Annotated in this window: 25 protein-coding genes; 14 read left to right on the top strand and 11 right to left on the bottom strand. The window is 68.2% G+C overall.

Features of this window, described 5'->3' with window-relative positions:
* Positions 1–41: 41 nt before the first annotated feature.
* The 4 genes from EV192_RS49770 to EV192_RS49755 are packed head-to-tail and all read left to right on the top strand — an operon-like array spanning position 42 to position 3,331.
* Positions 42–791 (top strand): enoyl-CoA hydratase family protein, encoded by a 750-nt coding sequence (locus EV192_RS49770; RefSeq protein ID WP_132125828.1) that lies wholly within the window; start codon positions 42–44, stop codon positions 789–791.
* Positions 784–1,608, top strand: coding sequence for a CoA transferase subunit A (locus EV192_RS49765; protein WP_132125827.1), 825 nt, complete (start codon positions 784–786; stop codon positions 1,606–1,608). Before EV192_RS49770 ends, EV192_RS49765 begins: the two co-directional genes overlap by 8 nt.
* Complete coding sequence (locus tag EV192_RS49760; protein WP_132125826.1) at positions 1,596–2,303, top strand: CoA-transferase subunit beta; 708 nt, start codon at positions 1,596–1,598, stop codon at positions 2,301–2,303. The genes EV192_RS49765 and EV192_RS49760 overlap by 13 nt, the downstream gene beginning before the upstream one ends.
* Positions 2,300–3,331 (top strand): NAD(P)H-dependent flavin oxidoreductase, encoded by a 1,032-nt coding sequence (locus EV192_RS49755; RefSeq protein WP_132125825.1) that lies wholly within the window; start codon positions 2,300–2,302, stop codon positions 3,329–3,331. The genes EV192_RS49760 and EV192_RS49755 overlap by 4 nt, the downstream gene beginning before the upstream one ends.
* Here the strand turns inward: EV192_RS49755 and EV192_RS49750 are convergent.
* From EV192_RS49750 to EV192_RS49740, 3 genes are all read right to left on the bottom strand, one after another.
* Positions 3,318–4,055 (bottom strand): hypothetical protein, encoded by a 738-nt coding sequence (locus EV192_RS49750; RefSeq protein ID WP_132125824.1) that lies wholly within the window; start codon positions 4,053–4,055, stop codon positions 3,318–3,320. The two genes, EV192_RS49755 and EV192_RS49750, sit on opposite strands and share 14 nt — an antisense overlap.
* On the bottom strand, positions 4,056–4,580 hold the full coding sequence (locus tag EV192_RS49745; protein WP_132125823.1) for a hypothetical protein: 525 nt from the start codon (positions 4,578–4,580) through the stop codon (positions 4,056–4,058). It lies immediately after the preceding gene.
* Between the two features lie 94 nt (positions 4,581–4,674).
* Positions 4,675–5,793, bottom strand: coding sequence for a steroid 3-ketoacyl-CoA thiolase (locus EV192_RS49740; RefSeq protein ID WP_132125822.1), 1,119 nt, complete (start codon positions 5,791–5,793; stop codon positions 4,675–4,677).
* A 177-nt stretch (positions 5,794–5,970) separates the two neighbouring features.
* On the opposite strand from EV192_RS49740, the gene EV192_RS49735 reads away from it, so the two are divergent.
* On the top strand, positions 5,971–7,194 hold the full coding sequence (locus tag EV192_RS49735) for a cytochrome P450 (protein ID WP_165961012.1): 1,224 nt from the start codon (positions 5,971–5,973) through the stop codon (positions 7,192–7,194).
* Between the two features lie 3 nt (positions 7,195–7,197).
* On the opposite strand, the gene EV192_RS49730 is transcribed toward EV192_RS49735, so the two are convergent.
* From EV192_RS49730 to EV192_RS49715, 4 genes are read right to left on the bottom strand one after another with little or no spacing between them, the layout of a single operon-like run.
* Positions 7,198–7,911: an SDR family oxidoreductase gene (locus EV192_RS49730; protein WP_243727573.1), complete on the bottom strand. Its 714-nt coding sequence runs from the start codon at positions 7,909–7,911 to the stop codon at positions 7,198–7,200.
* Positions 7,881–9,035, bottom strand: coding sequence for a thiolase domain-containing protein (locus tag EV192_RS49725; RefSeq protein WP_132125820.1), 1,155 nt, complete (start codon positions 9,033–9,035; stop codon positions 7,881–7,883). Before EV192_RS49725 ends, EV192_RS49730 begins: the two co-directional genes overlap by 31 nt.
* On the bottom strand, positions 9,035–10,090 hold the full coding sequence (locus EV192_RS49720) for a thiolase domain-containing protein (RefSeq protein ID WP_132125819.1): 1,056 nt from the start codon (positions 10,088–10,090) through the stop codon (positions 9,035–9,037). The genes EV192_RS49725 and EV192_RS49720 overlap by 1 nt, the downstream gene beginning before the upstream one ends.
* Before the next feature lie 8 nt (positions 10,091–10,098).
* A complete protein-coding gene (locus EV192_RS49715) occupies positions 10,099–11,076 on the bottom strand; it encodes a Zn-ribbon domain-containing OB-fold protein (RefSeq protein ID WP_132125818.1) in 978 nt (325 codons plus the stop codon).
* A 65-nt stretch (positions 11,077–11,141) separates the two neighbouring features.
* Here EV192_RS49715 and EV192_RS49710 point away from each other — a divergent pair, with 65 nt between their 5' ends.
* Entirely contained in the window at positions 11,142–12,689 is a 1,548-nt protein-coding gene (locus EV192_RS49710; RefSeq protein ID WP_132125817.1) for an acyl-CoA synthetase, read from the top strand.
* 712 nt (positions 12,690–13,401) lie between these two features.
* Here EV192_RS49710 and EV192_RS49705 read toward each other — a convergent pair.
* Positions 13,402–14,181 carry a crotonase/enoyl-CoA hydratase family protein gene (locus EV192_RS49705; RefSeq protein WP_132125816.1) on the bottom strand — a complete coding sequence of 260 codons (780 nt, stop codon included), beginning with the start codon at positions 14,179–14,181 and terminating at the stop codon, positions 13,402–13,404.
* Positions 14,182–14,234: 53 nt separating this feature from the next.
* On the opposite strand from EV192_RS49705, the gene EV192_RS49700 reads away from it, so the two are divergent.
* From EV192_RS49700 to EV192_RS49690, 3 genes are all read left to right on the top strand, one after another.
* Positions 14,235–15,851 (top strand): acyl-CoA synthetase, encoded by a 1,617-nt coding sequence (locus EV192_RS49700; protein WP_165961011.1) that lies wholly within the window; start codon positions 14,235–14,237, stop codon positions 15,849–15,851.
* A 2-nt stretch (positions 15,852–15,853) separates the two neighbouring features.
* Complete coding sequence (locus tag EV192_RS49695) at positions 15,854–16,942, top strand: NAD(P)H-dependent flavin oxidoreductase (RefSeq protein WP_132125815.1); 1,089 nt, start codon at positions 15,854–15,856, stop codon at positions 16,940–16,942.
* 180 nt (positions 16,943–17,122) lie between these two features.
* Positions 17,123–17,731 carry a hypothetical protein gene (locus tag EV192_RS49690; RefSeq protein WP_132125814.1) on the top strand — a complete coding sequence of 203 codons (609 nt, stop codon included), beginning with the start codon at positions 17,123–17,125 and terminating at the stop codon, positions 17,729–17,731.
* Between the two features lie 54 nt (positions 17,732–17,785).
* On the opposite strand, the gene EV192_RS49685 is transcribed toward EV192_RS49690, so the two are convergent.
* The 3 genes from EV192_RS49685 to EV192_RS49675 all read right to left on the bottom strand — a co-directional run bounded on the left by EV192_RS49685 (position 17,786) and on the right by EV192_RS49675 (position 20,610).
* Complete coding sequence (locus tag EV192_RS49685; protein ID WP_132125813.1) at positions 17,786–18,769, bottom strand: acyl-CoA dehydrogenase family protein; 984 nt, start codon at positions 18,767–18,769, stop codon at positions 17,786–17,788.
* 5 nt (positions 18,770–18,774) lie between these two features.
* Positions 18,775–19,956 (bottom strand): acyl-CoA dehydrogenase family protein, encoded by a 1,182-nt coding sequence (locus tag EV192_RS49680; protein ID WP_132125812.1) that lies wholly within the window; start codon positions 19,954–19,956, stop codon positions 18,775–18,777.
* Between the two features lie 66 nt (positions 19,957–20,022).
* Positions 20,023–20,610 (bottom strand): hypothetical protein, encoded by a 588-nt coding sequence (locus EV192_RS49675; protein WP_132125811.1) that lies wholly within the window; start codon positions 20,608–20,610, stop codon positions 20,023–20,025.
* A gap of 197 nt (positions 20,611–20,807) precedes the next feature.
* On the opposite strand from EV192_RS49675, the gene EV192_RS49670 reads away from it, so the two are divergent.
* Genes EV192_RS49670 through EV192_RS49650 form a run of 5 tightly spaced genes read left to right on the top strand, consistent with a single transcriptional unit; the run spans position 20,808 to position 25,799 of the window.
* Positions 20,808–21,890, top strand: a complete 1,083-nt coding sequence (locus EV192_RS49670; protein ID WP_132125810.1) for a zinc-binding dehydrogenase — start codon at positions 20,808–20,810, stop codon at positions 21,888–21,890.
* Positions 21,887–22,717: a 3-oxoacyl-ACP reductase gene (locus EV192_RS49665; protein WP_132125809.1), complete on the top strand. Its 831-nt coding sequence runs from the start codon at positions 21,887–21,889 to the stop codon at positions 22,715–22,717. Before EV192_RS49670 ends, EV192_RS49665 begins: the two co-directional genes overlap by 4 nt.
* 13 nt (positions 22,718–22,730) lie before the next feature.
* Positions 22,731–24,239 carry an aldehyde dehydrogenase family protein gene (locus EV192_RS49660; RefSeq protein WP_132125808.1) on the top strand — a complete coding sequence of 503 codons (1,509 nt, stop codon included), beginning with the start codon at positions 22,731–22,733 and terminating at the stop codon, positions 24,237–24,239.
* Positions 24,239–24,997, top strand: coding sequence for a glucose 1-dehydrogenase (locus tag EV192_RS49655; protein ID WP_132125807.1), 759 nt, complete (start codon positions 24,239–24,241; stop codon positions 24,995–24,997). The genes EV192_RS49660 and EV192_RS49655 overlap by 1 nt, the downstream gene beginning before the upstream one ends.
* Positions 24,998–25,004: 7 nt before the next feature.
* Positions 25,005–25,799 carry an MlaE family ABC transporter permease gene (locus EV192_RS49650; RefSeq protein ID WP_132125806.1) on the top strand — a complete coding sequence of 265 codons (795 nt, stop codon included), beginning with the start codon at positions 25,005–25,007 and terminating at the stop codon, positions 25,797–25,799.
* The last annotated feature ends 3 nt before the right edge of the window (positions 25,800–25,802 follow it).

The raw sequence follows: 25,802 nt of genomic DNA, 5'->3' as shown, positions 1-25,802 counted from the left end.
TGATAAGTTACCAAGCAATCGCTAGGTTAGGAAGAAGGCCCATGTCGGTCAGCAGCGGCCGGGCGAAACCCGGTGTCACCCAGGTCACCCTGGACTTCCCGCCGGTCAATGCGCCGCCGGTGCGGGGCTGGTTCGACCTCGCCACCGCGGTCCGCGAGGCCGGCGAAGACCCGTCCACCCACGTCGTGATCCTGCGGGCCGAAGGCCGTGGTTTCTGTGCCGGCGTGGACATCAAGGAGATGCAACGCGCCGGCCACGACGCGTTGATCGGCGCGAACCGTGGCTGTGCGGCGGCTTTCGCGGCCGTATACGACTGCGCGGTTCCGGTCATCGCTGCCGTGCAAGGATTCTGCCTGGGTGGCGGGGTCGGCCTGGTCGGCAACAGCGACGTCGTGATCGCGTCCGACGACGCCTACTTCGGACTGCCCGAAGTGGACCGGGGCGCGCTCGGCGCGGCCACCCACCTGGCCCGGCTGGTGCCGCAGCACCTGATGCGCACGTTGTACTACACGGCCAGGAACATCGACGCCGCACAACTGCACCACCACGGGTCGGTGTACTCGGTGGTGTCGCGCGACGAGTTGGACGAGGCGGCTTTGGTGCTGGCGGAGGAGATCGCGGCCAAGGACACCCGGGTGATCCGGCGGGCCAAGGAGGCGATCAACGGCATCGACCCGCAGCACGTCCACCGCAGCTACCGCTACGAGCAGGGATTCACGTTCGAGCTCAACCTGACCGGCGCGTCCGACGAAGCCAGGGACGCCTTCGTGAACGGGACGAGGAATGCGTGACAAACGGATGACCTCGGCCGAGGTCGTCGCCACACTGACCGACGGGATGACGATCGGCATCGGCGGCTGGGGTTCGCGGCGCAAGCCGATGGCGCTGGTCCGGGCGATCCTGGACTCGCCGCTGAAGGACCTCACGATCGTCTCCTACGGCGGCCCGGACGTCGGGCTGCTGGCGGCGGCCGGGAAGATCCGCCGGCTGGTGTTCGGGTTCGTCTCGCTGGACACGGTCGCCTACGACCCGCATTTCCAACGGGTCCGGCAGACCGAGAAGCTGGACACCATGGAGCTGGACGAAGGCATGCTCCAGACCGGGTTGCTCGCCGCGTCCCACCGGCTGCCTTTTCTGCCGACCCGCGCCGGGCTCGGCTCGGACGTCATGCGGCTGAACCCGGAGTTGCGTACGGTCCGCGACCCGTATGGCGACGAGGAACTGGTGGCGATGCCGGCGTTACGCCTTGATGTGGCGCTGGTGCACATGAACCGCGCGGACAAGCATGGCAACGCGCAGTATCTCGGCCCGGACCCGTACTTCGACGACCTGTTCTGCATGGCGGCGCAACGGCGGTACGTGTCGACCGAGCGGATCGTGGACGCCTTGGCCGGGCCGGTGCAGACGTTGCTGCTGAACCGGATGATGGTCGACGGGGTCGTCGAGACGCCGCGGGGAGCGCATTTCACCAGCTGTGTCCCGGACTATCCGCGGGACGAGGCGTTCCAGCGGCTCTACGCCACGGAGCCGTATGAGTCCTTTGTGGATCGCTTTCTGGCGGGTGGCGAACGGGGATACCAGGAGGCGGTGGCCGAATGGCGGAAGTGACCAGGGCCGAGGTGTGTGTGGCGGCCTGTGCGGACCTGTTCGCCGGTGAGATCCTCGCCAGTCCGATGGGCCTCGTTCCCAGCTTGGGCGCCCGCCTCGCGCGGCTCACCCGGGCACCGGACCTGCTGCTCAGCGACGGTGAGGCGGACCTGCTGACCCCGGACGGCCGAACCGAGGGCTGGCTGCCGTACCGGAAGGTCTTCGACGTGGTGGCGCACGGGACAAGGCACGTGGTGATGGGCGCGAACCAGATCGACCGGTACGGCAACCAGAACATCTCCGCGATCGGCGACCACCGGCGGCCGACCCGCCAACTGCTCGGTGTCCGAGGCGCGCCCGGCAACACCGTGAACCACCGAACCAGCTACTGGGTTCCCAGGCACAGCAAACGTGTCTTCGTCGAAGCGGTCGACGTGGTGTCCGGGGTCGGGTTCGATCACGCTGTCGGCCCGTTCCACGATGTCCATCGGGTGGTCACGAACCTGGCTGTGTTCGACTTCGGCACACTGGACCGGCACATGCGGCTGGTCAGCGTCCATCCCGGTGTCGACGTCGACGAGGTGCGCGACCAGACCGGATTTCCGCTGCCGCCGGGCGATGTCGGTACGACCCGGGTGCCTGATCAGGAAGAGTTGCGGTTGATCAGGACCGTGCTTGATCCGGACGGCAAGCGTGACCGTGAGGTGCCGACGTGAAGACAGCGCTGACGAGCCTGGTCGGTGTCGAGCATCCGGTGGTGCAGACCGGGATGGGGTGGGTCGCCGGGCCTCGCCTGGTCGCGGCCACCGCCGAGGCAGGTGGGTTGGGCATTCTCGCGTCCGCCACGATGACGTACGACGAACTCGTCGCGGCCATCGCCGAGACCAAGTCCCGCACGACCAAACCGTTCGGCGTGAATCTCCGTGCGGACGCCGTGGACGCCGCGCGGCGCATCGACTTGCTCATCGCGGAGAGGGTCCGGGTGGCGTCGTTCGCCCGTGCCCCCAAGCCGGACCTGATCCAGAAGCTCAAGGACGCCGGAACCGTTGTCATCCCGTCCGTCGGCGCCGTCCGGCACGCCGAGAAGGTCGCGGCTTGGGGCGCTGACGCGGTCATCGCCCAGGGCGCGGAAGCCGGCGGCCACACCGGTTCGGTGGCGACGACGCTGCTGATCCCGTCGGTGGTCGACACGGTCGACATTCCCGTGATCGCGGCGGGTGGGTTCTTCGACGGCCGGGGTCTTGCCGCCGCGCTGTCGTACGGCGCCGCAGGCATCGCCATGGGCACGAGGTTCCTGCTGACGAAGGAAAGTACGGTCCCGGACGACGTCAAGCAGCTCTATCTGGACCGCGGCCTGGACGGCACGGTGGTGACCAAGCGAGTCGACGGTGTGCCGCATCGCGTACTGCGGACCGAACTCGTCGAGCGGCTGGAACGGTCCGGCCGGGTGACGAGCCTGCTGCACGCGTTGGCCAATGCGGCGCGCTTCAAGAAGCTCAGCGACCTGTCGTGGCGTTCGATGGCCCGGGAGGGCTGGTCGATGCGCAAGGAGCTGCCACTGGCCCAGGTGATCATGGCCGCGAACACGCCCATGCTGCTACGCGCGGGCCTGGTGGAGGGCCGGACGGACGCGGGGGTGCTCGCGGCGGGCCAGGTTGTCGGAATGCTGTCCGACCTGCCGACCTGCGCGGAAGTGATCCACGGGGTGGTCCGGCAGGCCGAGGACGTCTTCAGGACCTGGTAGTCCTGGGTTTTCGGGCCGCCGTTCGCTGTTCGAGTTCCAGGTACCAGCGCTGACCACGGCCGCCGCATCGGTCGCGGATATGTTCTTTGAGCAGTTTCGTCTGGTTGTTGTGCGAGTCGAGTGAGCTTCGGCTGCGGTCGATCTCGCGTTGCAGTTCGGCCGACATCTGCCGGAGATGGTCGACGGTTTGTTTGGCCTGCCGGATGGCGGACGTCGGACGGCCTCGTTTCACCGACTCCAGTTCGCCGACGTACCGGCCGAAGCTTTTGATCTCGCCGGAGAAGTCCCGCCGTGCGCCGATCGCGTCGTGCATATGACCGTGCCAGGAGTCGCCTGCCAGGCGTGATGTGTTGTGCTCCTGCGTCAGGACGTGGAAATGAATCTCGCCGCGCATCGTCTGGCGCAGGTCTGTCAGCTTTTTCACACTGCTGTCGACGCGGGGCCGGTCGGCGACGATTCGCCGGATCGCGCGATTCGCGCGTTCTTCGACCGCCCGGACCCGCTTGACCCGGGTTTCCAGGTCCTCGGTGAGTTCTCGCACCCGTTTCCGGGTGCGCTGAAACCGTACCGCGAAGTCGATGACCAGCAGTGCGAGCAGGGTGAGGGTGACCGGGAGGCCCTGGGTGAACATCCAGTGCAGGCCCTGAAAGACGAGTTCGGCTGCCACCGTGATCGGGAACAGCAGGAACAGGCAGCCCACGAGGGAGTTGTTCCGCTTGGCCATCTATCTGCCGATGGCTCTCAGCGCTTCGACGGCCGCGCGCGTGTTGCCGAGGTTCAGCGAGTCGCTCAACCGCACGAGCCGGTCGCCGGCGGCCGTGTGCAGGTTGACCAGGCTCGCCGACATGATCTGCACGGTGCCCATCGCGGCCACGCGGAAGCTGTCCGCGGACTTGTGGTCGCGGGAGGCCGCGGACATCTCTCGAAAGACCTGTCGGAATTCCCGCCGGTCGATACTCACCTCGGTGCTCTCCCGGGCATTGAGCTCGAACAGGCCGATGATCACGCCTTGTCGGGTTTTCAGCACTTCAAGCGCGGTATCGCGGGCGGCGGCCAACCGTTGCCGCTCCGACCGCATGGTCATCAGCTCGATACTGCAGGCGCCGAGCGTGGCGACGATCTTGGCCGCGGCGCCGAGCGGATTGAGCACATCCGCCACCTTGAAGACCGCATCGCTCAGGACAGCGCGCCCGGCCCGGACGCGAATCAATTCATTGGGCACGGCGGCGACTGTACATGCGGCCAGCACAGGATCTGTCAGGTGATACGGTCGTTTATTTCATGAAAGCGACCGTGAACGACATTTCCTGTCGGGTAGTCCGATGATTCGACGAATCTTTTGATCAGATCCGTTCGATGATGGTCGCGGTGGCCAACGCGCCGCCCGCGCACATCGTGATCAACGCGAGCGTGCCGTCACGACGTTCCAGTTCGTGCAGGGCCGTGGTGATCAGCCGGGCGCCCGTGCTGCCGACCGGATGGCCGAGGGCGATCGCGCCACCGTTCACGTTGACCCGGTCCTCGTCCGGGCGGTGCGCGCTCATCCACGACAGCACGACCGACGCGAACGCCTCGTTCACCTCGAACAGGTCCAGGTCGCCGATCTTCATCCCGCTGCGTTCCAACACACGCGCGGTCGCCTGCACCGGCCCGTCCAGGTGGTAGTACGGCTCGGCCCCGACCAGGCACTGCGCCACGATCCGCGCCCGGGGACGCAGGCCCAGTGCCCGCGCCCGGTCGGCGTCCATCAGCATGACCGCCGCGGCGCCGTCGGAGATCTGCGACGACGTTCCCGCGGTGTGGACACCGTTGTCCATGACCGGTTTCAGGCCGGCCAGACCGTCCACTGTGGTGTCCCGCAGGCCCTGGTCCCGGCGGACGTCGCCGACACGGACGACTTGCGAGTCGAAGTGTCCGGCATCCCACGCGGCTCGTGCGCGTGCTTGTGAGCGCACGCCGAAGGCGTCGATGTCCGCGCGCGTGAAGCCGCGGCGGACCGCGATCCGCTCGGCGGCCACGTACTGGTTCGGCAGGTCGATGTCCCACGACGACGGACGCGGTGTTCCGGCGTCCGTGCCGACGTTCGCCCGCAGCGGGACGCGGCTCATCGCCTCCACGCCGCAGCCGATCCCGACCGAGATGGCGTCCGTGGCGATGAGGCCGGCGATGAGGTGGATGGACTGCTGGGCGGAGCCGCACTGGCAGTCGACGGTCATGCATCCGGTGGATGCCGGCAGGCCGGCGTGCAACCACCCCGTGCGGGTGATGTTGTTCGACTGCTCACCCGCCTGGGTGACGCAGCCGCCGGCTACCTGTTCCACCGACGCGGGGTCGATGCCGGAGCGTTCGACGACCGCGCGTTGGGCGGCGCCGAGCAACTCCGCCGCGTGCAGGTGGGCCAGCCATCCGCCACGTTTCCCGATCGGGGTGCGTACCGCTTCGACGATCACCGCAGTGCCCACTCGACGGCTCCTCACCTCGTTGTCACTGATCGAAAAGTAGAACATGTTCTTGCTGGGGGCAAGGTGAATCTCGCGCCAGGTCTTCCGTTCAGTTAACACTGTATGCTTAGATCCACGGTAGAACGTGTTTCACGTGCTTGTGACCACACTGTGGTGGGGCAATCGAGGAGGCAAGCTGTGGCCGAGCCCAGGATCCCCGAAGGCTTCGACTTCACCGACCCGGACGTGTACGCCGCCCGAATTCCGCACGCGGAGTTCGCCGAGCTTCGGCGCACGGCACCCGTGTGGTGGAACGCGACCCCCAACCGGGACTGCGGCTTCGACGACGACGGCTACTGGGTGGTCACCCGGCACGCGGACGTCAAGGAGGTGTCCCGCAACGCCGAGCTGTTCTCCACCCGGGAGAACACCGCGATCATCCGGTTCGGCCCGGACATCACCCGGGAGAAGATCGAGGCCCAGCGGCTGATCATGCTGAACATGGACCCGCCGCAGCACACCAAGGTCCGCGCCATCATCCAACGCGGCTTCACCCCACGGGCCATCAACAGCCTGCGGGACGCGCTCGCCGACCGGGCCGAGCGGATCGTGAAGACCGCGGCCACCGAGGGCACCGGCGACTTCGTCCGGGACATCGCCTGCGAGCTGCCGTTGCAGGCGATCGCCGAGTTACTGGGCGTGCCGCAGGACGACCGGCACAAACTGTTCGACTGGTCGAACCGGATGATCTCGTACGACGACCCGTCGGCCTCCCAGCCGGAGTTGGCGTCCGCGGAACTGCTCGGCTACTCCTGGCAGATGGCCGAGGACCGCAAACGCTGTCCCGCCCACGACATCGTCACCACGTTGGTGCACGCCGACATCGACGGCGAGGCACTGGCCTCGGACGAGTTCGGCTTCTTCGTGCTGCTGCTCGCGGTCGCCGGCAACGAGACCACACGCAACGCGATCACCCACGGTATGCACGCCTTCCTGGAGCACCCGGCCCAGTGGGAGCGGTTCAAGGCCGAACGCCCGGCCACGGCCGCCGACGAGATCGTCCGCTGGGCGACCCCGGTGATGGTGTTCCAACGCACCGCCATGGCCGACACCGAGCTGGCCGGGGTGGCGATCAAGGCCGGCCAACGGCTCGGCCTGTACTACAGCTCGGCGAACTTCGACTCCGACGTCTTCGACCACCCGGAGCGCTTCGACATCGGCCGCGATCCCAACCCGCACCTCGGGTTCGGTGGCACGGGCGCGCACTACTGCGTGGGCGCGAACCTGGCCCGCCTGGAGATCGAGCTGATCTTCAACGCGATCGCCGACCAGATGCCGAACATCACCATGGCCCGGCAGCCGGTGCGGCTGCGCTCCGGCTGGCTGAACTCGATCAAGGAGTTCCCGGTCACGTACGCATAGCGCTCACACCCGGCCGGGGACGTCCAAGTGGGTTCCGGTGATGGCGCTGGCGCTGTCGGTGCAGAGATAGTGGATGACGTCCGCGATCCGCTCGGGTTTCACCCAGCGGCTGTAGTCGGCGTCCGGGTTGGCGGCGCGGTTTCCCGGGGTGTCGATCGTGCTGGGCAGGACCGCGTTGATCCGGACTCCCTCCAGTTTGTACTCGACCGCCAGCGAGTCCACCAGGGCGAGGACGGCGGCTTTGGCCGTGATGTACCCGGCGGCGCGGGAGAACGGGCGGCGCACGGCCCGGCTGGACACGCACACGATCGAGCCGCCGGTCTTCAGCATGTGCGGCAGGGTGTGGTGGCAGGCCAGGTAGGTGGGCCGCAGGTTCAGGCGCAGTTGGGACTCGAAGTCCTCGATCGGGGTCTCGTGCACCCGGCCGGCCATGCTGAAGCCGCCGACCAGGTTGACCACGGCCTGTAGGGGTGCGTCCTCGCGGCTGGCGGCCAGTTCGACGCACGAGGCGACCGCGTCGTCGTCGAACAGGTTGGTCTCGGTCAGCTCCAGCATCTTGTGCCGGGGCAGCCGGGGCAGTTCGCCGGGCGCCACCCACGGCACGACGACCCGCCACCCCTCATGCAGGAACCGGGCGGTCACGGCGGTGCCCAGGCCGCCGGTGCCGCCGGTGACGAGGGCCGTTCTCAGGCCGGTTTGTTCGCGCTCACTATCCACATCGCGAAGTATTGCGAACCTCCGCCGTACGCGTGACCCAGAGCCACCCTTGCATCACCCACCTGGTGGGCGCCGGCTCGACCCATCACCTGCGCCGCGGCCTCGGCGAACCGGATCAGCCCGGACGCGCCGATCGGGTTCGACGACAGCACGCCACCCGACGGGTTCACCGGCAGTTGCCCACCCAGCGCGGTCTCGCCGGCCTCGGTCAGTTTCCAGCCCTGACCGGCCGCGGCGAACCCGAGGTTCTCCAGCCACATCGGTTCGAACCAGGAGAACGGCACGTAGATCTCGGCGACGTCGACCTCGCTCAACGGGTCCGTGATGCCGGCCTGCCGCCACAGCGCCGCGGCCGCGTCCCGGCCCGCCCGCGGATTCACCTGATCGCGTCCGGCGAACGTGGTCGGCTCGGTCCGCATCGCGGTCGCGGTGATCCACGCGGCGCCTTCGCCGGCGGTCGACTCGTCGGCGATGACGACCGCGCAGGCACCGTCGGACGACGGGCACGTCTCGTCGTACCGGATCGGGTCCCACAGCATCTTCGACGCACGGACCGATTCGACCGTGATGTCCGGTTGTTTCAGGTGTGCGTACGGGTTCAACGCCCCATTGCGGCGGTCCTTCGCGGCGACCATCGCGCCGATGTGCTCCGGCGCGCCCGACCTGCGGATGTACGAACGCACGTGCGGCGCGAAGTAGCCGCCCGCGCCGGCGTGCACGGGCATGACGAACGGTGTCGGGATCGACAGCGCCCACATGGCGTTCGACTCGGACTGTTTCTCGAACGCCACCGCGAGCACCCGCCGGTGCACGCCGCCCTGCACGAGGCTGGCGGCGACGTTCGCGGTCGACCCGCCGACCGAGCCGGCCGTGTGCACGCGCAGCAGCGGCTTCCCGTTGGCGCCCAAGGCGTCCGCGAGGAACAGTTCGGGCATCATGACGCCTTCGAACATGTCCGGCGCCTTGCCGACGACGACCGCGTCGATGTCCGGCCAGTCCACGGCCGCGTCCGCGAGCGCCCGGTCGACGGCTTCCCGGCACAGCCCGGCCATGGACACGTCCAGCCGCTTGGCGGTGTGGTGGGTCTGCCCGGTGCCGATCACCGCGGCCAGCTGTCCGGCCATCAGTCGCGTCCTTCCATCACGCACACCAGGTTCTGTTGCAGCGCCGGCCCGCTCGTGGCGTGCGCGAGCGCCCGGTCCGCGTGCCCTTCGGTGACCTGCCGGGCCGCCTCGCCGATCCGGATCAGGCCGGCCGCGAACATCGGGTTGCCGCACAGCGCGCCGCCGGACGGGTTGATCCTGGTCGTCCCGTTCAGCCCCAGCTCGCGGCGCAACAGCAGCTCCTGGTGGGTGAAGGGGGCGTGCAGCTCAGCGACGTCCACTGTGTCCAGTCCGGCGTCGCGGGCGGCGGCGACGGTCGACGGCGACGTGGTCAGGTCCCGGCCGCCGAGGTTGGCGGAGTCGACCCGGTGCGCGATCCCGGTGATCCACGCCGGCCGCTCGCACACCTCCTGGGCACGTCCCGCGGCGGCGAGAACGACCGCGGCGGCGCCGTCGGTGATGGGCGCGCAGTCGTGTTTCCGCAACGGATCGGCCAGGTACGGCTCGTCGAGCAACGCGTCGACGTCGAACTCGCCTTTGAGCTGGGCCATCGGGTTGTCGCGCGCGTCGGCCCGACTTCGCGCGGCGACCCGCGCCATCTCGCGGGCCGTCCAGCAGCCGCGGTCCAGTCCCGCGCGGGCCTGCAGCCCGGCGACGCTGATCGAGTCCGGCCACAGCGGGCCGACGGTGTACGGGTCGAGCTGCATGGTCAACGTCCGCCGCAGCTTGCCCGCCGAGGACTTGCCGAAGCCGTACACCAGCGCGGTGTCCACTTCGCCGGTCTGGATCTTCACCCACGCCTCGTACAGCGCCCACGCGCCGTCGGACTCCACATGGGACTCGTTGATCGGCGGCACCGCGCCGATCGCGTCGACCGCGGCGACGAACGAGAACGACCGGCCAGCGATGTAGTCCGACGAGCCGGAACACCAGAACCCGATGTCTCCTTTGGACAGCCCGGTGCCGGCGAGGACCTCTTGGAGCACAGGTACCAGCATCTCCACGCCGTTGGTGGTGCCGTGGGTTCGTCGGACCGCAGGAGCCTGGGCGAAACCCACTACCGCGACGTCTCTCACCACAGGCCTCACAGGTGCTGGGAGTAGGTGTCGAACGGCGCGTCCGGTTCGCCGCTCGGCTCGAAGTGGTCGATGTTCCGCAACGACGTGGTCCATTCGGCCCGTGGCCGCCAGTGCGCCCTGACTCGCATCCCCATCCGGACCTCGGCCGCGTCACAGCCGAGAACCAGGTGTTGGAACGGGATGTCGGCGCCGTCCAACAGGACGTACGCGGCCACGTACGGCGGTTCGATCCGTTGGCCCAGGAACGGGACGTTCACGACGCAGAACGTGGTCACTGTGCCGCGATCGGGCAGCTCGACTTCGTCCACAGTGGGCACACCGTCGGTGGGGCAGGCACCGCGCGGCGGGATGTACACCTTGCGGCAGACCGGACATCGTTGACCCAGCAGCCGTCCTTCGGCGAGGCCACGCAGGTAACGGCTTTCCTCCTCGGACGCGGAATGCGTGTAGTTCAAGCGGACCGGCGTGGTCAGCATGGTCACGGGCTCGCCCGGCGGTCTTTCCTCGATCACAGTGATCCCGGCGGCTTCGCCGGGCTCGAAACAGGCGATGTCGTGGATGCTGCCCACGGGTTCGGCCGCCCAGCGGATCCGGACCCGCATCCCGGTGGCCATGGCGTCGGCGGAAGGGACGTCCACGGCGTGCAGGATCGCGGTGTCGGCGCCGTCCAGCTTGACCAACGCCCACGCGAACGGCCGGTCCAGCGGCTGCCCTTCGTCCGGTTCGGCGACCCAGGTCCAGGTGGTGACCGTGCCGGCGGACCCGACGGGCACCCATTCGGTGAGCCGCGCGGCGGTGACCGGGTCGAACTCGACCGGCGGCACGTGGACGCGGCCGTCAGAGCCGCGGATCCCTTCGACACGGCGGTCGCGCAGGCCCGTGACGAACCGGCCGAGGACCGGACCGAGCGACCGGGTGTAGTCGAACGCCACGGTGAGCGGTGCGCTGAGCGGGGTCACTCGGCAAGTGAAACACGTTCTCATCTTGCCGGCAACCAAGCGTATCCAGGTGTTGCCTATCTGAGGTAACACGTTCTAGTTTTGTGGGTATGACCGCGCTTGGGCTGTGGGGTATCGCCACTGAGCTGCCCGACCATCCGGCCGTGATCGACCCGGACGGCGAGGTGGTGACCTACCGCGAGCTGGCCGACCGGGCGAACCGGTTCGGCCGGGGCTTCCAGTCCCTCGGTCTTCAGGCCGGTGACACCGTGGTGATGGCCCTGCCCAACTCGGCCGACCTCGTCGCGCTGTACTTCGCGGTGCTGCAGACCGGCTTGTACGTCGTGCCGGTGAACTGGCACCTGGTCGGTCCTGAGGTCGCGTACATCATCTCGGACAGCGGCGCGAAGATCTTCATCGCACACTCCCGATTCACCGACGTGGCGGTGGAAGCGGGCACGGACGTGCCGCACAGGTTCGGCGTCGGCGACATCCCCGGATTCCAGCCGCTCTCGGCGTTGGGCGACGGCGGCACCGGCCGGCCCGCGAACCGAACGGCCGGCGCGCCCATGGTGTACACCTCGGGCACCACGGGCCGCCCCAAAGGCGTCCGCCGCCCGCTGACCGGCCAGGACCCGGACGCCGTACCGCCCGCGTCCCTGTGGTTCTTCGGGATCTTCGGGCTGAAACCGTTCGACGACCACGTCCACATCTGCGGCTCCCCGCTGTACCACACGGCGGTGCTGAACTTCGTGGGCATCTCCCTCCAAATGGGACACACCGTGGTGCTGATGGAGAAGTGGGATCCGGCGGAGATGCTCAGGCTGGTCGAACGCCACCGGGTCACGCACAGCCACATGGTCCCCACCCAGTTCCACCGGTTGCTGGCGCTGCCCGAGGAAGTCCGTACCGGATACGATCTTTCCTCCCTGCGCACGATGATCCACGGCGCCGCGCCCTGCCCGCTGGAGACGAAACGCCGGATGCTCGACTGGTGGGGCCCGGTCGTCGTCGAGTACTACGCGGCGACCGAAGGCGGCGGAACCTCGATCACCGCCGAGGAATGGCTGCGCAAACAAGGATCCGTCGGCCGCGCCTGGCCCGGATCGGTGGTCCGGGTACTGGACGACAACGGCGACGACATGCCCGTGGGCGAACCCGGCCTGGTGTACATGAAGATGGGCGCCGCCACGTTCGAGTACCACAAGGACAAGGCGAAAACCCTGGCCGCCCGGGTCGGCGACCTGTTCACGTTGGGCGACGTGGGATATCTCGACGAGGACGGCTACCTGTACCTCTGCGACCGCAAGAGCGACATGATCATCTCCGGCGGGGTGAACATCTACCCGGCGGAGATCGAAGGAGAACTGGCCGTCCACCCGAAAATCGCCGACATAGCGGTGTTCGGCGTGCCGCACGCCGACTGGGGCGAGGAGATCAAAGCGGTCGTCCAGCCGGCCGACGGCGTCGAGCCGAACGACGAGTTGACCGAGGAACTCCTCGCCTACGCCCGCGAACGCCTGGCGAAGTTCAAACTGCCCCGCACGATCGACTACATCGACGAACTGCCCCGCGATCCCAACGGAAAGCTGTACAAGCGAAAGCTCCGCGATGCGTACGTCACGGAAGCGGCGGGAACAACAACAACGAGCGACTGAGACCGAACGGAGCCAGCAGCGCGGGCCAGGCAACAATAGGCGCGCCCGCCCATCATCGTGCCCGGCCGACCTATGGGCGTGCCCGCCCCACATGGGGAGCCCCGTCTTCTCTCCCGACCGACCTGGGCGCAGCCCAACCGCACGTGTCAAGAGGTCCGCCTACGCGGCGCGAGCCGAGCGGCGGCGATACGGACCTCTTGACACGTGTGGTTGCCTCTGGCAGGTCGGTCGGGAGAGAAGACGAACCAGCCCCCAACGACTGCGGAAAGGTCAGCTAAGGGGACGCACCCCTCTCTCCTGATCGATCTGCCCGCCTGGCGAAGGCATTCTTTTGACTCCCGTGAGGCAAACGAGGCTTTTGTTGGCGCCGAAGAAAAACGAAGGCTTTGGTACCCCTGAAGGAAAAGACTGCGCTCGCCGCGCGGCAGATCAACCAGGAGGGGAGGGGCCTTCCCTCTCTCCCGGCCAACCTGCCCAAGGGAACCATGGGCGTCAAGGGGTACGTATGGCCACCGCTCGGCTTGCGCCGCGTGGGCGCACCCCTTGACACCCATGGTTTGCGAAGCACAGGTCGGCCGGGAGAGAGGGAACGCGGGGGAGGCTTTGTGCGCTTCGCTTGGCCTGATGTCGGGATTCGTTGGGTTGTTCGGTGCGTGGCTGTGGAGTGTGGGCCGCTTGGTCTGCGGCGGCGGAACTTGTGGGTTCGCGTGGGTCAGCGTCCCTGGAACTCCGGGGTTCGCTTTTCCGCGAAGGCGCGGGGGCCTTCCTTCGCGTCCTCGCTTTGGAACACTTCCATCCCCAGTCTGGCGTCGATCTTGAAGGCGTCGTTCTCCGCCATTGCTTCGGTTTCTCGGATGGTTCGAAGGATCGCCCGCACCGCCAACGGGCCGTTCGCCGCGATCAACGCGGCCAGTTCCAGCGCCTTGGTCAGGGCTTGGCCGTCGGGGACCAAATGCCCGATCAGGCCGATTCGCAGGGCTTCGGCGGCGGTGATGTGCCGGCCGGTCAGCAGGAGGTCGCAGGCCACGGTGTACGGGATCTGGCGGGGGAGGCGGACCGCTGAGCCGCCCAACGGGAACAGGCCCCAGCGGGGTTCGGACACGCCGAACCGGGCGCTCTCGCCGGCCACGCGGATGTCTGTCGCCTGCAGGATTTCCGTGCCGCCCGCGATCGCCGGGCCTTCCACGGCCGCGATCAACGGCTTGGTCAGCCGGCGGCCCTTCAACAACGGCTCGATCACTGAGAGGTCCCAGTCCGCGGCCGTGTCACCGGGGTGGGCCGTGGTCATCGCTTTGAGGTCGGCTCCGGCGCAGAAGGCGTTGCCGGCGCCGGTGAGGACGCAGGCGCGGATGTCCGGGTCGTTGTCCGCTTCGTCCCAGGCGGCCTTCATGATCGCCATCATCGGGCCGGAGAGGGCGTTTCGGGCCTCCGGGCGGTTCATCGTCACGATGAGTACGTGCCCTCGGCGTTCGACCAGACAGTCCTCGGTCATTCCGGCCTCCTCAGGGGATTGTCCTGAACAGTAACATGTTCTAGTTTGACGGGGTGACCTTCAACATCGCCGATCTCGTCGAGCACGCCGTCGATGTCGTGCCCGAGCGGATCGCCGCGATCTGCGGCGAGCGCCGGGTCACCTACGCACAACTGGAGGAGCGCGCCAACCGCCTTGCCCACCATCTCGCCGACCGTGGTGTCGGGCGGGGCTCTCATGTGGGCGTGTACTCGCGTAACTCCATCGAGGCGGTGGAGACCATGGTGGCCGCCTACAAGCTCAGGGCGGTGGCGGTCAACGTCAACTACCGCTATGTGGCCAACGAGTTGCGGTACATCTTCGACGACGCCGACCTGGTCGCCCTCGTCCACGAACGCGCGAACGCGGCCAAGGTCGCGCAGGCGCGGACCGCGAAATTGAAACACGTTATCGTCGTGGACGACGGCTCGGATGCCGACTTCGACGGCGAGGAGTACGAGTCGGCGCTGGCCCAGGGGCACCCCGAGCGGGACTTCGAGGCACGCAGCCCACAGGACGTCTACGTGTTGTACACCGGTGGCACGACCGGGAATCCCAAAGGTGTGCTGTGGCATCACGAGGACATCTGGCGGGTGCTCGGCGGCGGCATCGACTTCATCACCGGCGCGCGGATCGAGGACGAGTGGCAGCAGGCCAACACCGGTCTGCAGTACAGCATGGTCCGGTTCCCGGTGCCGCCGCTCATCCACGGCGCGGCCCAGTGGGCGACGTTCCAGAGCCTGTTCTCCGGCGGAACCGTCGTGCTGGTGCCGCAGTTCGACGCGCACGACGTCTGGCGGACCATCGAGAAACACCGCGCGCAGGTGATCCTGATCGTCGGCGACGCGATGGCCCGGCCGATGATCGAGGCGCTCAACCAGGGCCGCTACGACACGTCGTCGGTGGTCGCGATCGCCAGCAGCGCCGCGCTGTTCTCGCCGTCGGTGAAGGAGCAGTACCTGGCGGCCCTGCCGAACGTGGTGATCACCGACTCGATCGGCTCCTCCGAGACCGGGTTCTCCGGCCTCGGTATCGTCCGGAAAGGACTGGCCGGCAACGGTGGGCCTCGCGTGCAGATCGACGCCGACAACATCGTCATCGACGAGGCCAACGAGCCGGTCGGGCCCGGTGTGGTCGGCCGGATCGCCCGCGGCGGCCACATCCCGCTGGGCTACTACAAGGACGAGGCCAAGACCAAGGCGTTGTTCACCGAGGTCGGCGGCAAGCGGTACGCCGTGCCCGGCGACTTCGCCCGGGTGGAGGACGACGGGACCGTCACCTTGCTGGGGCGCGGCAACGTGTGCGTCAACACCGGCGGTGAGAAGGTGTTCCCCGAGGAGGTCGAGGGCGCGCTGAAGTCGCATCCGGACGTGTTCGACGCCCTGGTGATCGGCGTCCCCGACGACCGCCTCGGCCAACGGGTCGCCGCCGTGGTCCAGCCGCGTCCCGGCCGTACTCCGTCGCTGTCCGCGCTGGATTCGCACGCCCGCGGCGAGATCGCCGGCTACAAGGTGCCCCGAAGCCTGTGGCTGGTCGACGAGATCAAACGCTCACCCAGCGGCAAGCCCGACTACCGGTGGGCGCAGTCGTACGCCCAGGACAACGAGCCCACCGAACAAGCGGCCGTCGCCGCGGGCACTACGAGGCTGTAGACATGCGGACATCGTTGTGCGACACGTTCGGCATCGAGCACCCGATCGTCGGCTTCACCCCGTCGGAGCACGTGGCCGCCGCGATCAGCCGGGCCGGCGGCCTCGGGGTGCTCGGCTGTGTCCGGTTCAACGACGCCGCCGAACTGGCCAAGGTCCTCGACTGGATGGACGGGAACACCGACGGGCGGCCGTACGGGGTCGACGTCGTCATGCCCGCCAACGTCCCGACCGAGGGCCAGGCGGTCGACCTGGACAAGCTCATTCCCCAGGGCCACAAGGACTTCGTCGAACGGACCCTGCTGCGGCTGGGGGTCCCGCCGCTGGCCGGCGAGGCCCGCGCCGGTGTGCTCGGCTGGCTGCACTCGGTCGCCCGGTCGCACGTGGACGTGGCCCTCGACCACCCGGTGAAGCTGATCGCGAACGCCCTCGGTTCCCCACCGCCGGACGTCATCGAGCGGGCGCACGAGCACGGTGTCCTCGTCGCCGCCCTGGCTGGGACGGCCGAACACGCCCGTCGGCACGTCGGTCAAGGCGTGGACATCGTGGTCGCCCAGGGTTATGAGGCCGGCGGGCACACGGGCGAGGTGGCCACCATGGTCCTGGTGCCCGAGATCGTCGACGCCGTGGACGTCCCTGTGCTGGCCGCGGGCGGTGTCGGGTCCGGCCGTCAGGTCGCGGCGGCGCTCGCGCTCGGCGCCGACGGCGTGTGGATGGGGTCGTACTGGCTCGCTACCGATGAGTACACGCAGTCGCTGGGTGAGTCGGCGATGCAACGGGCGCTGCTGGGCGCGACGTCGAGCGACACCGTCCGGACCCGGATCTACACCGGGAAGCCCGCCCGGCTGCTGAAGACAAGGTGGACGGACGCGTGGGCGGAGCCGGACGCGCCTGAGCCGTTGCCGATGCCGTTGCAGAACCTGCTGGTCACCGACGCCCACAACCGAATCCAGCGGTCCGCCGACCCGACTGTGGTGTCGATGCCGGTCGGGCAGATCGTCGGCCGGATGACCGAGGTGCGGTCGGTCGCGGACGTGATGGCGACGCTGGTCGCCGAGACCGAGGCGACCCTGACCCGGCTCGGCGGGCTTTGACCGTTGCGGGTGTCCCGCCCAGTGGGGCGGCCGATCGGGTGGCCGCCGTGGGCCAACTGGGCGGTCAGGTATCGATTTGGTGCGAGCCGTCACGAATTGGCCGAAACCGCCGACATAACCGACGCGTGCCGGGCACACTGCACCCACTTCAGACAGCCGGCGTCCCTCGAGGAGTTCGGAATGACAAACGAATATGGCCAGCAGCAGCCATATCCCGGTCAACAGCCGGGCTACGGCCAGCAACCGGGCCAGCCGGGCTACGGCTACCCTCCTCAGACCCCACCGGGCGGCCAGCCTGTCTACGCGGGACAGCCGTACCCGCAGGGCGCGCCTGGCTACGGCCAGATGCCGATCGAGAAGCCGGGCACCATCACCGGTGCCGCCGTCCTGGCGTTCATCCAGGCCGGCATCACCCTGATCACCACCATCATCATCACGATGGGCCTGATCAACGCGTCCTCGGTGACCGGTGGCCTTGGCGAGGGCTACGCGGTGATGATCGCGCAGTTCCTCGGTGTGGTCCTGCTGATCGTCGGCTCGGTGCAGCTGCTCAACGGCTCGTCGCGGGGGCTGTTCCTGGTCGCGACCGGGCTCGAGGTGGTGATCGCGCTGTACTGGGCGATCCGCTTCGGCTCGGCGATCAACGCGGGCGGGATCGGGGCGATCGAGAACTTCCGCAACAGCCTGATCGTGATCGCGCTCGGCTACGCGGTGCTGCCCGTGATCGCGCTCATCCTGGGCGCGGGTTCCGGTGTGGGCCGGTACATCCAGGCCAAGCAAGGCCGCTGAGGGACGTACTCTTCGGGTGATCATGACCGGGCGGGCAGGTCCGGTCATGATTTGTCACGCCGGGGTTGACGCCAACACGGCCCCGATCTTCCGCAGTTGTGCCGTTGCTGCGCCCAGCGTGAACTCGTTGCGTTTGGCGGCGACAAAGTAGCGGTGCAACGCGTGGTCCGTGTCGATGCCCATGCCGCCGTGCACGTGCACCGCGGTGTGCGCGACGCGGTGGCCGGCGTCCGCGGCCCAGAACTTCGCGGTGGCGACCTCCACCTCGGCCGGCAGTCCTTCGCTGACCCGCCACGCGGCCTGCCACAGCGTCGACCGGATGGCTTCGACGTCGATGTACGCGTCGGCCAGCCGCTGCGCGACCGCCTGGAAGCTGCCGATGGGCCGGTCGAACTGGACCCGGGTCCAGGCGTACTCGGCGGTGAGCTCCAGCGCCCGTTCGGTCACTCCCAGTTGCGAGGCGCAGAGCCCGACGGCCGCGCGGGTGGCCATCCACTCGACGACCTCAGCGCCGCCGAGCCAGGTCGCCGGCACGTGGTCGAAGTCCAGCCACGCCTCGCTGTCGTTGTCCACGATCCGCTGCCGCTCGATGGTGAGCCCGTGCGCCGCGCTGTCTACAACGTACACATCGGTGCCGGTGGAGACGAGGAAGACCTCGGCGATCCCACCCGCGGGCACACACGACTTCGACCCGGACAGCCGCCCGTCCTCGACCCGGACCTCGTCGTCCGACAACGCCGCCGTACAGAGCGCGTCGGTGGGCGTCCCGAACCGGGCCAGCGCCGAACCGGCGACGACGACCGAGAACAGGTACGGCACGGGCGCGACCGCACGCCCCAGTTCGACCAGGACACTGCACTGTTCGAGCAGCCCGAAGTCGTCCAGGATCCCGCTCGTGCGGAGCGTCTCCCACAGCCGCGGGTCGAACCTGTCCGGCCCGGACTCGGCCGCGCGCAGCCGTTCCGGTGTCAGGGAACCCATGATCGACCGGGTCAGCCCGGCCAGTTCCCGCTGTTCCTCCGTGACCGAGAAGTCCATCGCCCTCACCGTTTCGACATGGGTAGCTGGAGCCCGACCGTGGCGATGATGTCCCGCTGCACCTCGTTGGTGCCGCCGCCGAACGTGAGGATGAGCGCCGCCCGGTGCATCCGCTCGATCCGGCCGCCGAGCACCTCGCCACGCGAACCGGTACGCACGTACGCGTTCGCGCCGAGAACCTCCATGAGCAGCCGGTACGCCTCGGTGGCGAACTCCGTGCCGAAGACCTTGGTGGCGGACGCGTCCGCCGGCTTGGGCGAATGCTCGACCCCCCACGCGATCCGCCAGTTCATCAGCTTCAGGAACTCGACCTTGGCGTGCACGCGCGCGAGGTGCAGCTGCACCCACTCCTGGTCGATCACCCGCCTGCCGTCGTCGAGTTTCGTGGTCTGCGCCCACTCGACGACGTCTCGCAAAGCGTTGCGGATCGGTGCCGACGACGTCAACGCGACCCGTTCGTGGTTGAGCTGGTTGGTGATCAGCGGCCAACCCCGGTTCTCCTCGCCGACCCGACTGGTCACCGGGACCCGGACGTCCTGGTAGTACGTGGCGCTCGTCATCACCCCCGCGACGGTGTGCACGGGTGTCCACGAGAACCCCTCGGCGGTGGTCGGCACGATCACCATGGACAGGCCCTTGTGCTTGGGCGCCGCCGGGTCGGTCCGGCACGCCAGCCAGACGTAGTCGGCGTACTGGATCAGGCTGGTCCACATCTTCTGGCCGTTGATGACGTAGTCGTCACCGTCGCGCACAGCCCGCGTCTTCAACGACGCCAGGTCGGTCCCTGCCTCGGGCTCGGAGTAGCCGATGGCGAAGTGCGTTTCGCCGCCCGCGATGCCGGGCAACAACGTCGTCTTCTGCTCGGGCGTGCCGAACCGCATGATCGTCGGGCCGACCGTGTTGAGCGTCAGGAACGGCACGGGCGCCCCGGCGATCGCGGCCTCGTCGTTGAAGATGAGCTGGTCCAACGGCGACCGGTCCTGGCCGCCGTACTCCTTCGGCCAGCCCAACGCGAGCCACCCGTCCCGGCCGATCTGCCGCACAACCTCCTTGTACGCGGAGCCGTCGCCGTACTCGCCGCCTTCGGCGGTGAGTGCCGCCCTGCGCTCAGGGGTCATCAGTGCCGCGAAGTACTCCCGCAGCTCGCGGCGCAGATCCTCCTGCTCGGGCGTGTAGGTGATGCGCACTCGGCCTCCCGGAGTGGAACACGTTCTAGTTCCACGATAGCCGGTACGGCGCGGTGTGCAAACGGGTCAGACGATGGCCAGGGCGATTTGCTTCTCCACGTCCTCGATCTCTGCGGCAGTGGGACGCGGAACGCCAGACACGGCTGCGTCCATGTTCACGACGATCAGGTAGAAGTTGTTCCCGTTCAGGACCGCGAGCGTCGATCCGTCGTGGTGCAGCATGGCGGCGCGGTCGCCGATTCCACTGACGGGTTCGCTGTCCTTGGCGGTCATCTCGTTGAAGGTCAACGCGCTCGTTCCGCCGCGGCGTTCGTCCCCGAACGCCACGACGCTCACCGCGATATGCCTGTCGTGCTCGTCGTCCAGTCGACAGTTCTGCCCGCCGTCACCAGGCTGACCGTTGCCCACGACCTTCGTCGGCGAGAAGGCGGCGATCCGCGGGAGATGGGCCTGGAGTGCGGCGCAAAGAGTCTGGCTGTCGTGGTACTTGGCGTCGAACGCCTTAGGCGGCTTCCAGCCGTCGGACGGCGGCTCGGCGATGATGGTCGTGACGCTGGGAGTGCCGCTGGTCGGTGGCTTGGCGGTGCCGCTCGTGCATCCAGCCAGAACCGCCGCGCCCAGGCTGACCGCGACCAGTGCTCGACCGACCGTCATCAGATGCCCTCCGGCTCGTTGACTGGACAGGCGGCCATTCTCGTCGGTCGCGGCCGAGATGGGGCGAACAGTTGGACGTTCGACTTAGAACCTGTTATCAAAGTTGGCTTGATTCTCCTGGTTAGCGGCCTTGTCTCCGATGAGAACCTATTCTAGTGTGACCGGGAACGCATCGGCGCTCGACGAGGAGTGAAGCCGTGAAGGCAGCTGTGCTGAACGCGATCGGGGACGACAAGCTCGAACTGCGCGACGACGTCACGACCGTTGATCCCGGGCCTGGCGAGGTGCGCATCCGGGTAAGGGCGACAGGCATCTGCCACAGCGACCTGTCCGCCATGGACGGCACGTTGCCCGCCCTGGCGCCGGGGATCGTGGGGCATGAGGGTGCTGGCGAGGTCGTCGAGGTGGGGTCCGCCGTCACCAGCCTTGTGCCGGGTGACCACGTTGTTGTCTCGTTCGTTCCGCCGTGTGGCGCGTGCAACGCATGTGTGCGCGGGCAGCCGCATCTGTGCGGTGTGCACGCCATCCAGGCGTTCATGAACCCGCGGTTCAAGGCTGGTGCGCAGCCGCTGTTCGGGTTCGCCGGGCTGGGGACGTTCGCCGAGGAGCTCGTGGTGCCGTGGCAGGGCGCGGTCAAGATCGACAAGGATGTGCCGTGGGAGATCGGCGCGTTGACCGCGTGCGGGGTGCTCACCGGGGTCGGCGCGGTGATCAACACGGCCAAGGTCGAGCCCGGCGCCAAGGTCGTGGTGATCGGCTGCGGCGGGGTCGGGATCTCGGTGATCCAGGGCGCGAAGGTGGCCGGCGCGGCGATGATCGTCGCCGTTGACCCGCTTGTCGAGAAACACGAGGTGGCCAAACGCTTCGGCGCCACCCACGCGACCACACCCGAGGGCCTGCAGGAGCTGAACGCGCAGTTGACCGGCAGTGAGGGCTTCGACTACACGTTCGACGTGGTGGGCGCGCCGGTGACGATCCGGTCGGCGTTCGACGTCGCCCGCCGGGGCGGCACGGTCGTGGTGGTCGGCGCCGGTCGCGGTGACGCGATGGTCCAGTTCAGCGCGCAGGAGCTGTTCCTGCACGAGAAGCGGATCCTCGGCTCGTTCTACGGATCCGCGGACATCCGCCGCGACTACACCCGGCTCCTGGACCTGTGGAAGGCCGGCCGGCTGGACATCGAAGGCATGATCAGCCGCCGGATCACACTCAACGAGATCAACGACGGACTCCAGGCCCTGCGTGGTGGAACGATGATCCGTCAGGTGGTGAACTTCGAGTGACGCTGGCCGGGAAGGTCGCGATCGTCACGGGCGGAGGCGACGGCCTCGGCCGCGCGGAGGCGCTCGCGCTGGCCGCGGCCGGCGCGGACGTCGTCGTGGGCGACGTCAACGAGTCCGATGTGGTCGCCGAGATCGAGGAACTGGGCAGCAAAGCCGTCTTCGTCAAAGGTGACGTGTCCGAACGCGACACCGCGGACGCCTTGACGCGGGCCGCGATCGACCTCGGTGGGCTGCACATTCTCGTGAACAACGCCGGTGTGCTGCGTGACCGGATGCTGTTCAGCATGTCCGACGAGGAATGGGACCTCGTCGTCAAGGTGCACCTGCGGGGGCATTTCCTGTTGTCCCGCAACGCCGCCGCGTACTGGCGGACGCAGGCCAAGGCCAACGGCCCGGGGTACGGCCGGATCGTCAACACGTCGTCGGAGGCGTTCCTGCTCGGCTCGGAGGGCCAGCCGAACTACGCCGCCGCGAAGGCCGGGATCACCGCGTTGACCCTCACCAGCGCGCGATCCCTGGCCAAATACGGAGTCCGGGCGAACGCGATCTGCCCGCGCGCCCGGACCCGTATGACAGCGCGGGTTTTCGGTGACGCACCGACTGGGCCGGACCCGTTGGCGCCTGAGCACGTCGGCAGGTTCGTAGCGTTCCTGGCGTCGCCCGAGGCGGACGCGATCAACGGCCAGGTGTTCGTGGTGCACGGCGACACCGTGATGCTGATGGCCGCGCCAACCGTCGAGCAACGCTTCGAGGGCACCGCAGATATCGAAGCCTACTTCGCCGACCGAGATCCCCAGAAGACGTTCGCCTGTATGGAGACGCTGTGACGATGGAGAAGCGATGACCCTCAGCATGCTCGCACACCGTGACGAAGTCGGGCTCAAGGACGGTCTGCTGCTCGTCGACGGGCAGTGGCGGGCGAGCGGCGACGGTGCCACCTGGACCCATCGTCACCCGGCGACCAACGAGGAGATCGGCACGTTCCCCGTGGCCACCGTCCAGGACGTCGACGCCGCCGTCCAAGCCGCCCGCAGAGCCTTCGACGAAGGGCCCTGGCCGCGCAGCACGGCCAGCGAACGCATCCGGGTCCTGCGCAAGTACAGCGACCTGCTGCGCGAGAACTCCCAGCAGCTGCTGTCCTTGCTGGCCCTGGACAACGGTGTGCCGCTGTCGTTCGGGAACATCTACGCGGCAAGCGTCACGGTCGCCGCGGACGTGTTCGACCACCACACCGGCTGGATCGACAAGGCCGGCGGCGAGACGTTCCCGCCGTACCAGGGCGGCGACCACTTGGCCATGACGTTCCGCGAACCGGTCGGCGTGGTCGCGGCGATCCTGCCGTGGAACGCGCCTTTCCTGCTGTTCGCCCAGAAACTCGGGCCCGCGCTCGCCGCCGGCTGCACGGTCGTGCTCAAGCCGTCGGAGTACGCCACCTTCGCCGTGCTCAAGCTGGTCGAACTGCTGACCGAAGCGGGACTGCCGGACGGTGTCGTCAATGTCGTGACCGGACCCGGCGACCCCACCGGGGAAGCGCTGATCACGCACCCGATGGTGGACAAGATCAGCTTCACCGGCAGCCGGGTCGTGGGCCGCCGGATCGTCGAAGCCTCCGCCGGCACGATGAAGCGCGTGTCCATGGAACTCGGCGGCAAGAGCCCGGCCGTGGTGTTCCCGGACGCCGAGATCCCGCTGGCAGCGGCCACCGCGATGGGCATGGTCACGATGGGCCTGTCCGGCCAGGCGTGCATCGCGCAGAGCCGCGCGCTCGTCCACCGGGACGTGTACGACGAATTCATCGCGGTCGCCCAAGGCGTCGGCGGATACATGACGTACGGCGACCCGTTCGACCCGGGCGTGCTCGCCAGCCCGCTGATCAACGAGCGGCAGCTCGGTCGCGTGCTCGGGTACATCGAGAAGGGCCAGGAGGAAGGCGCACGGCTGGTGATGGGCGGCAACCGGCTCGACGGCGACTACGGCAACGGCAACTTCGTGGCGCCGACGCTGTTCGCGGACGTGGACAACCAGATGACCATCGCCCAGGAGGAGATCTTCGGCCCGGTGCTGGCCGTCGTCCCGTTCACCGACGAGGACGAGGCCGTCCGGCTGGCCAACGACACCGAATACGGCCTTGGCGCCGGTGTGTACACAAAGGACGCCAAGACCGCGTTCCGGGTGGCCAAACGCTTGCGCGCGGGAACGATCGGGATCAACGGCTTCCAGGTCGAGCCGCACACCCCGTTCGGCGGGTACAAGCAGTCCGGGATCGGGCGCGAGGGCGGACGGTCCGCGTACGAGGCGTACACCGAGCTCAAGACCGTCCTCATGCCACTGACAGAGGCGATGATGTGATGCGGCTCGACGGCAAAGTCGCGCTCGTCACCGGGGCCGCCCGAGGCCAGGGCGCGGCGATCGCGCGCCGGTTCGTCCAGGAGGGCGCCCGGGTCACGATCGCCGACATCCGGGACGAACTGGGCAAGGAACTCGCCGCCGAACTCGGTGACGACGCCATCTACCGGCGCCTGGACGTGGCGTCCGAAGAGGACTGGACGGCCGCTGTCGACGCCACCCTCGCCGCGTTCGGCCGGTTGACCGTGCTGGTGAACAACGCCGGGATCCTGAAGTTCGGGTCCATTGTCGACACCACGCTGGCCGACTACGAGCAGGTGATCCGGGTCAACCAGACTGGCACGTTCCTCGGTATGCGCGCGGTGATCCCGGCGATGACCGAGGCGGGCGGCGGGTCGATCATCAACGTCTCGTCGGTCGAGGGCCTCGCCGGCTCGGCGCACCTGACGGCTTACGCGGCAAGCAAGTTCGCGGTCCGTGGCATGACCAAGTGCGCGGCGCTGGAGCTCGGCAGGCTGAACATCCGGGTGAACTCTGTTCACCCGGGTGCGATCGACACCCAGATGGCCGGCGACGCCATCGGCGGCATCGACATCGACATGTCCAAGGTGGGCAAACGGGTCGCCGGGCTGAGACGGGTCGGCCAGCCGGAGGAGATCGCGAACCTGCAGGTGTTCCTCGCCAGCGACGAGAGTTCCTACTCCACTGGAGCGGAATTCGTCGCCGATGGTGGCGCGAGCGCCACACACTCTCTAGTTTGATGAACCCATGAGCACCACCAACAAGAGATCACGAGTCCCCGGGGCCGCGGCGCTGGCCCAGGTGGGCCGGATCTCGACGCTCGCCTGGGAGGTGCTGCGGGCCTCGCCCCGCCGCCCCTTCCAGGTCCGCGAGTTCGTCCAGCAGTGCTGGTTCTTCGCCAGCGTCACGATTCTGCCGACCGCGCTGGTCGCGATCCCGTTCGGCGCGGTCATCGCGTTGCAGCTGGGCTCGTTGACCCAGCAGATCGGCGCCCAGTCGTTCACCGGCGCGGCCAGCGCGTTGGCGATCGTGCAACAGGCGAGCCCGCTGATCACCGCGTTGCTGGTCGCGGGCGCAGGCGGGTCGGCGGTGTGCGCGGACATCGGGGCCCGCAAGATCCGCGAGGAGATCGACGCCATGGAAGTCCTTGGCGTCTCACCGGTCCAGCGGCTGATCGTGCCGCGCGTGCTGGCCGCGATGGTGGTCGCCGTGCTGCTGAACGGGCTGGTCAGCGTGGTCGGCACGATGGGCGGCTACTTCTTCAACGTGGTCATGCAGGGCGGCACCCCCGGCGCGTACCTGGCGAGTTTCAACGCGCTGGCGCAGCTGCCGGACCTGTGGATCAGCGAGATCAAGGCGGTGCTGTACGGTTTCGTCGCGGGCGTCATCGCGGCCTACCGCGGGCTCAATCCCAAGGCGGGCCCGAAAGGCGTCGGTGACGCGGTGAACCAGGCTGTGGTGATCACGTTCCTGCTGCTGTTCCTGATCAACGTCGTGCTGACCGGGATCTACCTGCGGATCGTGCCGTCGAAGGGGCTGTAGTCC

This window comes from Actinocrispum wychmicini (assembly GCF_004345645.1).
GTDB classification, from domain to species: Bacteria; Actinomycetota; Actinomycetes; order Mycobacteriales; family Pseudonocardiaceae; genus Kibdelosporangium; species Kibdelosporangium wychmicini.
This window is presented reverse-complemented; position numbering and strand designations above follow the sequence as displayed.

Excerpts from the sequence above, each read along its gene's own strand:
- EV192_RS49760 (WP_132125826.1), top strand. The coding sequence starts at position 1,596 with ATGGCGGAAGTGACCAGGGCCGAGGTGTGTGTGGCGGCCTGTGCGGAC.
- EV192_RS49650 (WP_132125806.1), top strand. The coding sequence starts at position 25,005 with ATGAGCACCACCAACAAGAGATCACGAGTCCCCGGGGCCGCGGCGCTG.
- EV192_RS49725 (WP_132125820.1), bottom strand. The coding sequence starts at position 9,035 with ATGGCCGGACAGCTGGCCGCGGTGATCGGCACCGGGCAGACCCACCAC.
- EV192_RS49660 (WP_132125808.1), top strand. The coding sequence starts at position 22,731 with ATGACCCTCAGCATGCTCGCACACCGTGACGAAGTCGGGCTCAAGGAC.
- EV192_RS49710 (WP_132125817.1), top strand. The coding sequence starts at position 11,142 with ATGACCGCGCTTGGGCTGTGGGGTATCGCCACTGAGCTGCCCGACCAT.
- EV192_RS49750 (WP_132125824.1), bottom strand. The coding sequence starts at position 4,055 with ATGGCCAAGCGGAACAACTCCCTCGTGGGCTGCCTGTTCCTGCTGTTC.
- EV192_RS49655 (WP_132125807.1), top strand. The coding sequence starts at position 24,239 with ATGCGGCTCGACGGCAAAGTCGCGCTCGTCACCGGGGCCGCCCGAGGC.
- EV192_RS49715 (WP_132125818.1), bottom strand. The coding sequence starts at position 11,076 with ATGAGAACGTGTTTCACTTGCCGAGTGACCCCGCTCAGCGCACCGCTC.
- EV192_RS49685 (WP_132125813.1), bottom strand. The coding sequence starts at position 18,769 with ATGGACTTCTCGGTCACGGAGGAACAGCGGGAACTGGCCGGGCTGACC.
- EV192_RS49765 (WP_132125827.1), top strand. The coding sequence starts at position 784 with ATGCGTGACAAACGGATGACCTCGGCCGAGGTCGTCGCCACACTGACC.
- EV192_RS49770 (WP_132125828.1), top strand. The coding sequence starts at position 42 with ATGTCGGTCAGCAGCGGCCGGGCGAAACCCGGTGTCACCCAGGTCACC.
- EV192_RS49675 (WP_132125811.1), bottom strand. The coding sequence starts at position 20,610 with ATGACGGTCGGTCGAGCACTGGTCGCGGTCAGCCTGGGCGCGGCGGTT.
- EV192_RS49695 (WP_132125815.1), top strand. The coding sequence starts at position 15,854 with ATGCGGACATCGTTGTGCGACACGTTCGGCATCGAGCACCCGATCGTC.
- EV192_RS49690 (WP_132125814.1), top strand. The coding sequence starts at position 17,123 with ATGACAAACGAATATGGCCAGCAGCAGCCATATCCCGGTCAACAGCCG.
- EV192_RS49705 (WP_132125816.1), bottom strand. The coding sequence starts at position 14,181 with ATGACCGAGGACTGTCTGGTCGAACGCCGAGGGCACGTACTCATCGTG.